This window comes from Polaribacter sp. 20A6 (assembly GCF_011378915.1).
In the GTDB taxonomy this organism is placed as follows: domain Bacteria; phylum Bacteroidota; class Bacteroidia; order Flavobacteriales; family Flavobacteriaceae; genus Polaribacter; species Polaribacter sejongensis.
Genome location: NZ_WTPZ01000011.1, coordinates 84,011 through 98,858, shown reverse-complemented (window position 1 = coordinate 98,858; position 14,848 = coordinate 84,011). Strand labels below are relative to the sequence as shown.

Genomic DNA, 14,848 nt, shown 5'->3' with positions numbered 1-14,848 from the left:
GATTTTGAGGCTGATGTAGAATCTTCATAAACGATAGTTCCAATATTTTCGAATCTTTTTTCGAAACCTGTTGCTTTGTCTATAATACTTTTTAACATAATTATGCTATTAGAATTTTTATATTAATACGTATCTTTTATCCAATTATAAGGTTTACGCTTTACCCACATACCTCTTGTAAAATCTGGAAAATCTTGCGGTTCTCCATTATTTTCTATAGAAGCTTCAGAAAGTGGTGTTACAGCACTCCAAGCTGCAGCATCGTAAACATCTATAGGTGGTGTTACATTTTCTTTTGCAGCTTCTATAAAGGCATTTAACACAAAAAAGTCCATACCTCCATGTCCTGCTCCAGTTGCCTGCTCCTCATACTTTTTCCATAAAGGATGATCATATTTATTAAGCCACTCATCTGCTTCATCCCAACGGTGTGGTTTAGATGCACCTTCAATATACATGCGGTTACCATCTACTTCCCATAATCCATTAGCTCCTTGTACTCTAAAACCTAAAGAATATGGTCTTGGTAAATTACAATCGTGTGTTATAATAATGGTTTCTCCGTTAGCTGTTTCAATAGTAGAAGTAATTACATCTCCTTGCTTAAATTTTAACTTTGCATTAGGATGTTCTTTCCCTCCTTTTTCGACAATATAATTATGCAAACCAATACCTTTTGTAGCATGTGAGGTTAAAGACATAAAACGATTTCCTCTATTAATATCACACATGGCGGCAATAGGTCCAACACCATGAGTAGGATACACATCTGCATTTCTTAAAAGAGAATGTTGTGTGCGCCATTTAGCTTCCGAATATCCTTTATCACCAAACTCCACACCTCCTCCGTAAGGTTGTTTACCATTGTTAAATTTAACTTCACGTAAATCGTGCTGGTAACCACATCTAAAATGAACCAACTCTCCAAAAACATTTTGTTTTACCATATTTAGAACCGCAAGTACATCTCTACGATAATTTACGTTTTCTAAAAGCATTAAGTGTGTTCCTGTTTCTTCATGGGTATTCACTAAGTCCCAACACTCTTCCATTGTATTTGCTGCAGAAACCTCTAACCCCGTATATTTTCCTGCTTTCATGGTGTCTACCGCCATTCTTGTATGCCATAACCAAGGTGTAGAAATTACTACAGCATCTACTTCTTTTAATGCTAGTAAGTTTTTATAATCATAATCTGAATTTCCAAAAACTTTTGGTTTTTTAAACTTTCTATCAGCTACCATTTTTAGCGCAATATCTATTCGTTTAGAATCTACATCACAAATAGCAATAACTTCTACATCTTTTCTGTGCATAGCATTGCTTAAATGCATAATCCCCCTTTCTCCAATTCCTATAAAAGCTAATCTAAGTTTTTTGTTAGAACTACTATCTAAAGCACCAAACGCCATGTTTGGTAACATTGTTAATCCGGCTCCTAAAAGCGCTGTTTTTTTTACAAAATTTCTTCTAGAACTCATACCTTGTATATTTAATTATCCTTTTTTCTATACTAAACACTTTCTACCTTTTGTTTGTTAGGTAATATCAAACTAAAAATATATCCAAAACAAAAACAGGAAGCTACGCCTAAAAATGAATACATTAAAAAATTGATTTCAGTAAATACACTTATATACCAAATAAAAATAGCACTTACCAACAAGCCTAATAACGTCCCTTTTGCATTGGCTTTTTTAGTTAACATTCCTAAAAGAAACATACCTCCTAAACCTCCTGTAAAAAGACCTAAAAAACGATAAAATTGGTCCCAAAGAGATTTAATATTAGAACCTGCCATCCAAAGTGCTAATAACACACCCAAAACACCTGTAACTAAAGTTACTATCCTTGCAATTTTTAAAAGGTTTACATCTGCTACATTAGGTTTAAAGTGCATGTAAAAATCGTTGCAATACGCTGTAGAAACAGAGTTTAAACTACTACTAATACTAGACATCGCTGCAGAGAAAATACCGGCTACCAATAAACCAGAAACTCCTACTGGTAATTCTCTAACAATATACCAAGGAAAAATAGAGTCGTTATTTGAAATTGCAGGCGATAATTTTTCTGGCATTTCTGTATAAAAAACAAACAAGAGTGTACCTAAACCAAAAAATATTATTGTTGCTGGTAGCGTAAGTACCGCATTGGTGTAAAGCGTTTTTTGAGAATCTTTTACACTAGAACTTGTTAAGAAACGCTGCACTATAGTTTGGTCTGTACCCTGAGTAACCATTGCAGAAGCAAGCCCTCCAATAAATACAACCCAAAAAGTAGAATCTGTAAAATTCATCTCAAAATTAGCTATATTAAACTTATCCCTTTCAGATGCATAGGTTATCATGTCTCCAAAAGAAGTTTCTGTATGTAACATAATCCATACTACCGCTAATACACTTCCTCCAAGAAGCACAACTACTTGCATTACATCCGTCCAAATAACTGCTTCAATACCTCCAAAAGTGGTATAAAAAACACAAAGTATTCCCATTATTAAAATACTGGTTTCTACAGGAATCCCCGTTACAATAGAAATTGCTAAAGAGGGCAATAGTAATACAATACCAATTCTTCCTAATTGAAATAATATAAAAGATAAACTACCAAAAGCACGTGCTGTATAATTAAAGCGATCTTCTAAGTATTCGTAAGCTGTTTTTATTTTTAGCTTATTAAAAAAAGGAATAAAAATAAAAGCAATGACTGGCGTTATTAAAATTGCCGTAATATTTAAGAAAAAGAAAGACCAATCTGTTACAAAGGCTTTGGCAGGAATAGCCATAAATGTAATAGCGCTTAGTAAAGTACCAAAAACACTTAAACCTGCAGCCCACCAAGGTATTCTACCTCCACCTGTAAAGTAGTCTTCTGTAGATTTTTGTTTACGAGCAAAATAAAGACCAATTAATACAGAGATTAATAAGTACAAAGCTAGTATAGTATAATTAACAATTCCGAAAGGATGACCAGCATCCCCAATTTTAAAAATTTGCACACCTGGTGTCCGTATCCCAGGAGAAATTTCTCCAGAAACAATTACAAATTCATCATTATTTTTAAACGAAAGTGCTGTTACAGGTATTTTTGTTGTAATACGATCATAAACAAACCATTTCTTTGTTATGGTGTTATAAGCTAAAATATCTTTAGAAAAACCTTCATGATTATTTAAAATATAGTCTCTTCTTTTTTTCAATTGATTCACTATAGAATCATCTTGTGCAGCTCCCATTTGTAGAGAAATATTTTCCAACTCATCAAAAAGAGACTCATCACTGCCGCCATAAGTCATAATATGCATAGACCCCATCGTTTCTGCTGAAGCCCCCATTAAAACTCTAGGTTTTCCATCTATTTCGAGATCCCCTTCTTCTTGCCATTTTTTCTCCTTAAAATCATAAGATAAATAATTTGTAAGTGTTTTAGATTTTTTTCCGGCCACTTCATTTCTTCCACCAATAACAAATAATTTTTTATTGGTCTGTGTTTCTTGAACCGCTATACTATGAAGTGCTCTGGGAGCACCAGGAAAATCTGCTAATTTTACCCAATTGTTCTCTTTTAGATTTAGTCTATAAAATAAGTTTGTGCTATTCTTAACATTATTGTTACCACCTACTACATATACAAAATCATCTACTACAACGGCAGATGAAAATGCTAAAGGTTCAGGAAGGTTTGGGTATTCTGAAATCTCAACATCTTTGGTAGATTTATTATAAGACAAAAGCAGCACTTTATCACTTATAAGAGTTTTATTATTACCCCCAATACTTAAAACTCCTTTTGGAGTAGCAACTGAAGCAGCATACCCTAAAGGAATAGGTAATTGTTTTGTAGATAATCGCCATTCGTTGTTTTCAAAAATATAAATACGCTTACTCCATACTTTATCACCACCCTCCCACGGCAAACCATCAGGAAAATTAGCTCCACCTGCAGCTAAAAACACTCCATTATGAGTACCACCCAACATACCAGCAAACCCTAACGATTCTGTAGAACTATTATCTGATGGTAAACTTGGTAAATCGGTAATACTTAATTTAGATATTTCTTGTCCGTAAGAAGGAATTAAAGTTAAAACTATAAATAGAATTACGACTAAACTTTGAATTTTTTTCATTTTAAAAATACTTTAAATAAGGGATTCTTTTTGTAAAGCCAAAACCCTCTAAATTTTATTACCTATACTCTTTGTGTTCTAATTTAACAAATTAGAACTTTTACATTACAAAATTTTATGTTGCGAAGCTAATAAAAATAATTCAATTGTATTATGTATTACATATAAAATTGTAAATTTGCATATCTTTTAATTTTTTTAATGTACTTTTTATGAAATCTGTAACAATCTATTTATTAATACTTGTGGTAGTAATTGTTCAATCTTGCTCTTCTGTAGAGCCTCCAAAACCAATCTACCCAATTCCTACAGCCCCCCAAATGGCGTGGCAAGAAATGGAGTTTTATGGTTTTATCCACTTTAGCATCAATACATTTACAGATGTAGAATGGGGATATGGAGATAAATCTCCAGAATTATTTAACCCAACCGAATTAGATGTGCGTCAGTGGGTAAAAGTAGCTAAAGAAGCAGGAATGAAAGGTTTAATTTTAACAGACAAACATCATGACGGATTTTGCTTATGGCCTTCTGAATACACGGATTATTCTGTAAAAAATTCTCCATGGAAAAACGGTAAAGGTGATGTTGTAAAAGAACTAGCAGAAGCTTGTAAAGAATACGGCTTAAAAATGGGGATTTATTTATCTCCATGGGACAGAAATCATGCCGACTATGGTAAACCAGAGTATATAGAATATTTTAGAAACCAACTAACCGAATTATTAACCAATTATGGTGATATTTTTGAAGTTTGGTTTGATGGTGCCAATGGTGGCGATGGATATTATGGTGGTGCAAACGAGGTGCGTACTGTAGATAAAAGAACTTATTATGATTGGGATACCACCAATGCATTAATAAGAAAATTACAACCTAATGCAATTATTTGGAGCGACAATGGTCCAGATGCACGTTGGGTAGGTAATGAACATGGTTTCTCTTATGATACCACTTGGTCTCCGCTATTAAGAGACTCTATTTATGGTGGTATGCCAGAATACAAAACCAAATATGCTTTTGGGCAAGAAAACGGCACACATTGGGTGCCTGCAGAGGCTGATGTTTCAATTCGTCCGGGTTGGTATTACCATAAATCTGAAGACAATAAAGTAAAAACCTTAAAAGAATTATTAAATATCTACTATAATTCAATTGGAAAAAACAGTACTTTTTTATTAAACCTACCGGTTGATAGAAGAGGTATAGTAAACGAAAATGATGAACGTCAATTAAAAAAATTAACAGCACAGTTAAAAGTAGATTTTGCTAATAACTTAGCTTTAAATGTAAAAACTACTGCAAGTAATGTTCGTGGAAACTCATCTACTTATAATGCTGATAACGCTGTAGATAATGATAAAAATACGTATTGGGCAACAGATGATAACATTATAAAATCGTCTATAACTATAGATTTTGAAAAACCTACCCTATTTAACAGATTCTTAATTCAAGAATACATTCAATTAGGACAACGTGTAAAACAGTTTTCTTTGGAAGCTGAAATTAATGGAAAATGGAAAACTATAGACAACCAAAGTACCATAGGTTACAAAAGAATTTTAAGGCTTGCTGATGTAAAAGCAACCAAAATTAGGATAAATATTGAAGATGCAAGAGGTTGTCCATTAATTTCTAATATAGAAGTTTACCACGCTCCAATAATTGTAGATGCTCCTAAAATAAGCAGAAATAAAAAAGGCGAAATCAGTTTACAAGCACCAGAAGAAGGCTTAATAGTTTATTACACTTTAAACGGAGAAACACCTACAACAGCATCTTCAAAATATTCGATTCCTTTTTTAATTGAGCAACCAACGGTTCTAAAAACAATATCAATAGATCCAGCTACTAATCGTACAAGTGACATTATCTCAGAAAATTTTGATATTAGTAAAAATCTTTGGAAAATAACGACATTGAAAGGTGCACCAATTACAGAACAGGCTATTGATGAAAACCCATTAACAAATTGGATTGCCAACAAACATACACTATCCAATTATAAAATAGATTTAGGAAAAACTACCGATATAAAAGGATTTACCTACACACCTACTCAAGGCAGAAGGGTTTCTGGCGTAATTACACATTATATTTTTTACGGAAGTACCGATGGTAAAAGTTGGATTCAATTATCAAAAGGTGAATTTTCTAATATTATCTCTAACCCTATTCAACAAAAAGTACTTTTCAAAAAAAGTACTTCTGTAAAATATATAAAATTAATTGCCAATAAAATAATAGATGATAAAGACCAAGCAACCATTGCAGAAATAGGCGTTATCACAAAATAAAAACTAAATAAAAATTAAATTAAAACTAAATTGTATTATGAAAACTACTTTTTTAACATTAATCATAATGATGCTTTTTGCATGTAACACTCCAAACAAAGACCATCAGAATTTAGCAACAGATTATCAAATTATTCCAAAACCAGTGTCTTTAGAACTATCTAATGGTCTATTTTTGGTTGATCATAAAACGAAGGTTGTTGGTGACGAAAATTTAAAAAATGAAGGTGATTATCTTGCAGATATGTTAAGTCATATTTCAGGCTCAAACATTACTTTTAAAGCAACTTCTACTGGTAATATTGAATTAAAAATTGATGAGGCTATAGAAAATAATGAAGGATACACACTTTCTGTTACCTACAACAAAATAACTATTTCTGGTAAAACAGCAAAAGGTGTGTTTTATGGTATTCAAACATTAAAACAATTAATACCAGCCACAAAAGTTAGCCAAGAAACAGCACTAACCATACCTGCAGTTACTATAAAAGATGAGCCAAGGTTTATTTATAGAGGAATGCATTTAGATGTAGCTCGTCATTTTTTCTCAATAGATTTTATAAAAAAATACATCGATTTATTAGCAATGCATAAAATGAATACGTTTCATTGGCATTTAACAGAAGATCAAGGGTGGCGTATTGAAATTAAAAAATATCCAAAACTTACCGAAGTGGGTTCTAAAAGACATGGAACTATTAATGGTCATTTTAATAAAAAAGAAGGAAATGATGAAACAGCCTACGGCGGATTTTACACGCAAGAAGATATTAAGGAAGTTGTTAAATATGCTACTGAAAGACATGTAACGGTAATTCCAGAAATAGAACTACCTGGTCATGCTAGTGCTGCCATTGCTGCCTACCCATTTTTAAGCTGTTTTCCAGAAGAACCAACCATCGTTAGTAAAAATATGGGCTCTAAAGCAGGGAAAAAAGTACAAGCCAATGGTACACCAAAAATTGTACAAGAAACCTGGGGTGTTTTCGATGATGTTTTTTGTGCAGGAAATGAGAAAACGTTTCAGTTTCTAGAAGATGTATTAGCAGAAGTAATTCCATTATTTCCATCAGAATATATCCATATTGGTGGAGATGAATGCCCTAAATCTAACTGGAAACGATGTGCAGATTGCCAAAAGAGAATTAAAGATAACAACCTAACAGATGAACACCATTTACAAAGTTATTTTATTCAACGTATAGAAAAATACTTAAATGCTAAAGGCAAAAAAATTATTGGTTGGGATGAAATTTTAGAAGGAGGTTTGGCACCTAATGCCACGGTAATGTCTTGGAGAGGAGAAAAAGGCGGAATAGTAGCCGCAAAAGAACAGCATGATGTTATTATGACACCCGGACACTCTTGCTATTTTGATCATTATCAAACTGAAAACAAAGAAAAGGAACCTTTAGCATTTGGTGGTAAAACAACCGTAGCAGATGTATATGCCTACAAACCGCTCCCTAAGGAATTAACCCCAAAGGAAAGTAAATATGTTTTAGGAGCCCAAGGAAATGTTTGGACCGAATATATGGAAACTTCAGACCACGTAGAATATATGATTTTACCTAGAATGACAGCTTTATCAGAGGTAATATGGTCTCCTAAAGAAACCAAAGACTTTAACGATTTTAAACTACGTTTAAAAAACATGAAAGGACATTATGATGCTATGGACTTAAATTATGCAAAACATATCTTTGAAACTAAATAATCTTAATATTATGATAAAAACATTCATATCATCTACCTTAGTTTTTGTTTCATTTATGGGGTTTTCTCAATCTGAAATTACAGAAAATGAAATTAAAGACCACATTGTATTTTTGGCTTCAGAAAAAAATGCAGGCAGGTACCCTGGTACAAAAGCCAACAGAAAAGTTGTAAAATATATTGCAAAAGATTTTAAGAAACAAGATCTTATTCCTTTTGAAAAAGGGTACAAACAAAAATTTAAAGCTCGTTTACGGGTAGCAAAAGGTGAGAATGAAAAGCCTTTAGCAAAAACAAGTAATGTAGTTGGCTATATAGAAGGTACCGACCCAATCTTAAAGAATGAATATATTATTTTAGGAGCACATTACGATCATTTAGGCTTGGGTGGACCATCTTCTAAATCAGAAAACAAAAACACCATTCATTATGGTGCCGATGATAATGCTAGTGGAACTTCAGCTCTTTTAGAAATTGCAGAAAAAATAGCAGCTAATAAAAAAGCCTTAAAACGTAGTGTAATATTTATTGCTTTTGGCGCCGAAGAGCAAGGTTTATTGGGAAGCCAATATTTTATAGATAATTCTCCAGTTCAACTTTCGCAGATTAAATTAATGATAAATATGGATATGGTGGGCAGGTTAAATACAGCAAAACACGTCTATATAAACGGTGCAGGCACATTTCCGGAAGGGGTTACATTTATGCAAAATTTAGGAGAATCCTTAGAGTTAACCCCTATTGTTCATGCTGGTTCTGTTGGTGGATCGGATCATGTTTCTTTTTTTAAAAAAGACATCTCTGTTTTAGGGATCCATACAGGTGCACACCCACAATACCATAGACCAGAAGACACAGTAGATTTAATTAATGTTCCAGGACAAAAAAAGGTGTGTGAGTATATTTATAAAACAATAATGAAACTTGCAACTACAAATTATAAAATGGAATTTATTCCACAAAAATAAAATGTATTGTAAAAAATAAAAAAATTAAAAATATATTATAACCTAATAACACTTATATACGAAGAGCTTAGTCGTTTGTCGAAATAATTTAAACCTTGCTGTACATTATATCTATATTCGATACAGTTGGTTTAAAAAACAACATTTAGACTAATGACAGTTATTCCGCCTTCTTAAAATAAACTTATTAAAAAATGAAAATTATTGTATTCGCACTAATCGCACTTTTAACATTTAGTAACTGCGCAGAAAAAAACATGTCCTTTACTCAATCTGAAATAGCCATTCTACCAAAACCAGCCAATTTAAACCTACAAGAAGGCTCATTTGCTATTCTAAAAAATCAACTTATTTTAGCTAACCTAGAGGAACAAGAAAAGGCAGCTAAAGCTCTAGAAATCTATATTAATGAAACAGCAAATTATACAGCTACCATAGTTGATAGCAATACAGCTACCATCCGTTTCGAGAAAAAGGAAGATTTAGAGACAGAAGCATACGAATTAATAGTAACTCCAAAAAACATACGCATTTTAGCGAATGATGCTGCAGGCTATTTTTATGGAGTTCAAACGATAAAACAATTGATGTCTTTAGAGACTTCTGACGACAGTAAAAAATCGATTTATCTAATTCCTTCGATTACCATTAAAGATAGTCCGCGTTTTAGATGGCGAGCATTTATGTTAGATGAATCTCGTTATTTTCATGGTGAAAAATTTGTAAAACAGATGCTAGATCAAATGGCGCTGCTTAAAATGAATACTTTTCACTGGCATTTAATAGACGATGCAGGCTGGCGTGTTGAAATAAAAAAATACCCACTATTAACCGAAGTTGGTGCTTTTAGATCTGATAGTGAAATTGGTACTTGGAAAAGTGGAAAAACATCTGGAAAGCCACATGGCGGATTCTACACGCAAGAACAAATAAAAGACATTGTAGCTTATGCTGCAAAAAGAAACATTAAGATAGTACCAGAGTTTGAAATGCCAGGACATTCTAGTGCTGCCATTGCCGCTTATACTTGGTTAGGAACTGCTGGTGTAGATATAGAAGTTCCGATTAAATTTGGCCGTTTATACGACAATTATGATGTTACAAAACCAGAAGTAATTACATTTATAAAAGATGTTTTAAACGAATTATTTGAATTATTCCCTTCGGAAGTAATACATATTGGAGGTGATGAAGTAGGTTATGAAGTATGGGAGAAATCTGCTTCTGTTCAGAAATACATGAAAGAAAATAACATTAGTACTCCTGCCGATTTACAGATAAATTTTACCAATAAAATATCTAAATACCTAGAAGAAAATAATAGACGTATGATGGGGTGGAATGAAATTTTGGGTAAAAATATTCATAAAGATTTTGGAGAAAAGAAAAACGACAAAGAGGCAGAAACAACTTTAGCAAAAAATGTAATTGTTCACTTCTGGAAAGGAGATTTAGAACTATTAACAGATGCTGCAAAAAACGGTTATGCCATTGTAAACTCATTACTTAGTGAAACCTATCTAGATTATAATCATAAAAATATAACGTTAGAAAGAGCCTATTCATTCAATCCAATTCCTGAAGGTTTGGATGCAAAATATCATAAAAACATATACGGTTTAGGTTGCCAAATGTGGAGCGAATGGACACCTACAAATGCAGATGTAGAACGCCAAACTTTTCCTAGAATTGCTGCTTATGCAGAAGTTGGTTGGACAACTCCTGAAAACAAAGAGTACAAAAGTTTTAAAATTGCCCTTAAAAAAATGCAAAAACACTGGGACAAACTAGGTATCAATTATTTTAAGGATAGTGATAAAATTGAAGCTGAATTAAAATCAAAACAAAATAATTTAAACAACTAAAAACATGAAAAATTACGCTATACTCTTACTTCTTTTTGTTGCTTTTACTAGTTGTAAAAACACGTCTAAAACATTTACTGCAGAAGAAATTTCCATCGTTCCTAAACCTTCTTCAATGCAAATTGCAAAAGGTTCTTTTTCGATTACTAAAAACAGCAAAATTTCTGTTGAAAATGAAACTCAAAAACCAGCTGCAAAATACTTGTCGGATTTATTTGAGAACGCAGTAGGTTATACACTTGCAATGTCTGAAGGTACAAACAATGCAAATATTATTTTCATAGAAGACAAAACATTAAACCCAGAAGCATATACTTTAGAAGTTACTACAGAAAAAATAGTTATAAAAGCAAGTGATGCTCCAGGGTATTTTTATGGAGTACAAACACTTCGTCAATTGCTTCCTCCTAGTATTGAAACCACAAACAGTGCAGAAAAAAACTGGATCATTCCAAGTATTAATATTACAGATGAACCTCGTTTTGCATGGCGTGGTATGCAAATGGATTTTAGCCGTCACTTTTTTAGTATAGACAACGTTAAAACCTTTTTAAATTATATGGCTTTGTATAAGTTAAATACATATCACATGCATTTAACAGATGATCAAGGATGGCGTATAGAAATAAAAAAATATCCATTATTAACAGAAAAAGGTGCGTGGCGCGTAGAAAGTTCTCATGATAAAACGTGCAACGAATTAGCTAAAACAGATTCTTCATATACCATTGATAAACAACATTACCACAATCGTAATGGAGAAAGAATGTACGGTGGTTTCTTTACTCAAGAACAAATTAAAGAAATTATTGCATACGCTGCAGAAAGACAAATTGAAGTAATTCCGGAAATTGATATGCCAGGTCACTTTAAATCGGCTATAGACAATTATCCATATTTATCTTGTACAGGAAAAGCAGGTTGGGGAGAAACTTTTTCAGATCCTGCTTGTCTAGGAAAAGAATCATCTTATGAATTTACAAAAAACATTTTATCAGAAGTTGCCGAGTTATTTCCATCAAAATACATACATATTGGTGGCGATGAAGTAAGTATTCAATCTTGGAAAGAATGCCCGCTATGTCAAACAGCTATTAAAAATAACAACCTAAAAGACGAACATGAATTACAGTCTTTCTTTAATAAAGATATAGAAGCTTTTCTAAAAACTAAAGGAAAACGACTTTTAGGATGGGATGAAATTGTTGAGGGTGGTTTATCTGATGACACTACTATGATGTGGTGGCGTAATTGGGCTCCTAAAATGAGAGACATTGCAGCAAACAATGGTAATGACATGATTATTACGCCGTGTTTCGAGTATTATTTTGATGCACAACACACTGTAACTCCATTTGAAAAAGTATATAATTACGAGCCTATCCCTGAAGATTTTACCCCAGAACAAGCCAAACACGTTTTAGGTATTCAAGCCAATTTATGGTCAGAGATGATTCCTAATTTTAAGCGTTTAGAATACCAAGCTTTTCCTAGGTTATTGGCCATGGCAGAAACAGCTTGGACTTCTAAAGAGGCAAAAAACCTTGGTGATTTTCAAAATAGAATGACGCTACAGTATAACAGGTTAGATGCCTTGGATATCAAATACCATATTCCGTATGTAACAGGCTTTAATGATAAAATAGCTTTTTTAGACAAAGCTACTGTAGAACTGCAAGCTCCGTTAAAAGGGATGGATATTTACTATACCACAGATGGAAGCGTACCTACAAAAGACTCTAAAAAATACACAGAGCCATTAGAATTTACAGAAACAATTACATTAAATACAATTGCTTACAGAGGCGATATTGCTAGTGACACTAGAGCTGCACATATAGAAAAACAAACCTATTTAGAACCACTAGACATCAACCCTAAAACAGGATCTATAAACCGTTGGGTAGCTGTTAAAGAATTTAAAGTAGTAGATGATATTGTTTTGCCTAAAAATGCTTCTTTTACATCAGTCGATCACATTTCTTTAGAAAATTATGATGTTGTAGAACAATTATCGATGGTATTTAAAGGCTACTTCTATGCAGAAGAAGAAGGTTTGTTTGAGTTTGCTACAAAATCAGATGATGGTAGTTTGCTGTACATAGGCGATAAATTTGTAGTGGATAATGGAGGTAACCACTCTGCAATTGAGAAAAACGGAATGGTTGCACTTAAAAAAGGATGGCATCCTCTTACTGTAAAATTCCATGAAGCAACTGGTGGCGGCCAGTTAACCGTTTGGTATAAATCTCCTAATGGAGAAAAGACAGTTTTAAAAGGAAATGTAATTGCACATGATTAATTCACTAAGAAAAAGTACCTATTTTCTACTATTTCTTACTGTTTTTATAGGCTGTAAAACGGTAAATAAATACACTGAAATAAATGAAGAGAAACCAAATATCATTTTATTTATGGTAGATGATATGGGATGGCAAGATACTTCTGTTCCGTTTTGGAAAGAAAAAACAGCTTTTAATAGTCGGTATCATACACCAAATATGGAACGTCTTGCTAGTCAGGGTATGAAATTTACACAAGCATACGCAACACCAGTTTGTACGCCAACACGGGTAAGTTTAATTTCGGGAATGAATGCTGCGAGACATAAAGTGACCAACTGGACTTTTAAAAGAGATATTTCTATGGTAACGCCTCTAAAAGGGTTAAAAATGCCCCTTTGGAATTTAAATGGAGCACAACCTACAGATACCGTACCACGTTCTGTTCATATTACACCGTTACCACAGTTATTAAAAAACAATGGCTATGAAACTATTCATGTTGGTAAAGCGCATTTTGGTGCAATTGGTACGCCTAGTGCAGATCCCAAAACGCTTGGTTTTAATGTAAATATTGGTGGTCATGCTGCAGGACAACCCGGAAGTTATTACGGAACGGATGATTTTAGAAGTCTAAACAGTCAAACCACTATTTGGGATGTTCCTGGTTTAGAAAAATACCACGGAAAAGATATTTTTCTTACAGAAGCACTTACTAAAGAAGCAATCACTGCAATAGACAATTCGATTGCCATTGATAAACCTTTTTATTTATACATGTCTCATTACGCAGTGCACACTCCAATTCAAGGAGATTCTAGGTTTGAACAAAAATATATGGACCAAGGATTGCATCCAACAGAGGCAAAATACGCTTCGTTAATTGAAGGAATGGATAAAAGTTTGGGTGATTTAATGAATCATTTGGAAGATAAAGGCATTGCAGAAAACACAATTATTCTATTCATGTCAGATAATGGAGGTTTAAGCGCTGTTGCTCGCGGAGGTAAAAAACATACGCACAACAAACCATTATCTAGCGGAAAAGGTTCTGTACACGAAGGTGGTATTCGCGAACCAATGCTCGTAAAATGGCCAGGAATTACCAAAGAAAATTCAATAAGTAATGATTTTGTTATTATTGAAGATTTTTTTCCTACCATTCTTGAACTAGCAAAAATAGATGGTTACAAAACCGTACAAACAGTAGACGGTAAAAGTTTTACTCCTATTCTAAAAGGAGAAAAACAAGACAACACCAACAGAACCTTAATTTGGCATTATCCTAATAATTGGGGACCAACAGGCCCTGGAATTGGAGCTACAAGCACCATCAGAAAAGGAGATTGGAAATTAATTTATTATCATCTAGACAGTAGTTTCGAGTTGTTTAATATCACTGCAGATATTGGAGAAACAACCAATTTAGCATCCAAAGAGGGTGAAAAGCTACACGCTTTAGCAAAAGAGTTGAGTACCTACTTAAGAAGTGTAGATGCTCAAATGCCAACGAACACAAACACCAACGAGCTTGTGCCTTTACCAGACAATGAGTTCGTATTAAAATCTTATATAAAATAAA

At 33.2% G+C, this 14,848-nt stretch carries 8 protein-coding genes; 6 read left to right on the top strand and 2 right to left on the bottom strand.

The genetic code is table 11. The features are described from left to right. Positions 1-122: 122 nt before the first annotated feature. Positions 123-1,481: a Gfo/Idh/MocA family protein gene (locus tag GQS57_RS17465; protein WP_165734262.1), complete on the bottom strand. Its 1,359-nt coding sequence runs from the start codon at positions 1,479-1,481 to the stop codon at positions 123-125. 32 nt (positions 1,482-1,513) lie between these two features. Next, complete coding sequence (locus GQS57_RS17460) at positions 1,514-4,132, bottom strand: sodium/solute symporter (protein WP_165734261.1); 2,619 nt, start codon at positions 4,130-4,132, stop codon at positions 1,514-1,516. A 212-nt stretch (positions 4,133-4,344) separates the two neighbouring features. Here GQS57_RS17460 and GQS57_RS17455 point away from each other — a divergent pair, with 212 nt between their 5' ends. The 6 genes from GQS57_RS17455 to GQS57_RS17430 all read left to right on the top strand — a co-directional run bounded on the left by GQS57_RS17455 (position 4,345) and on the right by GQS57_RS17430 (position 14,847). Continuing rightward, positions 4,345-6,432 (top strand): alpha-L-fucosidase, encoded by a 2,088-nt coding sequence (locus GQS57_RS17455; RefSeq protein WP_165734260.1) that lies wholly within the window; start codon positions 4,345-4,347, stop codon positions 6,430-6,432. A gap of 37 nt (positions 6,433-6,469) precedes the next feature. Further along, on the top strand, positions 6,470-8,152 hold the full coding sequence (locus tag GQS57_RS17450; RefSeq protein WP_240915520.1) for a beta-N-acetylhexosaminidase: 1,683 nt from the start codon (positions 6,470-6,472) through the stop codon (positions 8,150-8,152). Positions 8,153-8,162: 10 nt separating this feature from the next. Then, a complete protein-coding gene (locus GQS57_RS17445; RefSeq protein WP_165734259.1) occupies positions 8,163-9,119 on the top strand; it encodes a M28 family metallopeptidase in 957 nt (318 codons plus the stop codon). 194 nt (positions 9,120-9,313) lie between these two features. Continuing rightward, positions 9,314-10,984 (top strand): beta-N-acetylhexosaminidase, encoded by a 1,671-nt coding sequence (locus GQS57_RS17440; RefSeq protein WP_165734258.1) that lies wholly within the window; start codon positions 9,314-9,316, stop codon positions 10,982-10,984. 4 nt (positions 10,985-10,988) lie between these two features. Beyond that, positions 10,989-13,286, top strand: coding sequence for a family 20 glycosylhydrolase (locus GQS57_RS17435; protein WP_165734257.1), 2,298 nt, complete (start codon positions 10,989-10,991; stop codon positions 13,284-13,286). After that, entirely contained in the window at positions 13,279-14,847 is a 1,569-nt protein-coding gene (locus GQS57_RS17430) for a sulfatase (protein WP_165734256.1), read from the top strand. The genes GQS57_RS17435 and GQS57_RS17430 overlap by 8 nt, the downstream gene beginning before the upstream one ends. Position 14,848: the final 1 nt, after the last annotated feature.

Coding starts and splice junctions, on each gene's coding strand:
- GQS57_RS17435 (WP_165734257.1), top strand. CDS start 10,989: ATGAAAAATTACGCTATACTCTTACTTCTTTTTGTTGCTTTTACTAGT.
- GQS57_RS17465 (WP_165734262.1), bottom strand. CDS start 1,481: ATGAGTTCTAGAAGAAATTTTGTAAAAAAAACAGCGCTTTTAGGAGCC.
- GQS57_RS17460 (WP_165734261.1), bottom strand. CDS start 4,132: ATGAAAAAAATTCAAAGTTTAGTCGTAATTCTATTTATAGTTTTAACT.
- GQS57_RS17445 (WP_165734259.1), top strand. CDS start 8,163: ATGATAAAAACATTCATATCATCTACCTTAGTTTTTGTTTCATTTATG.
- GQS57_RS17450 (WP_240915520.1), top strand. CDS start 6,470: ATGAAAACTACTTTTTTAACATTAATCATAATGATGCTTTTTGCATGT.
- GQS57_RS17440 (WP_165734258.1), top strand. CDS start 9,314: ATGAAAATTATTGTATTCGCACTAATCGCACTTTTAACATTTAGTAAC.
- GQS57_RS17430 (WP_165734256.1), top strand. CDS start 13,279: ATGATTAATTCACTAAGAAAAAGTACCTATTTTCTACTATTTCTTACT.
- GQS57_RS17455 (WP_165734260.1), top strand. CDS start 4,345: ATGAAATCTGTAACAATCTATTTATTAATACTTGTGGTAGTAATTGTT.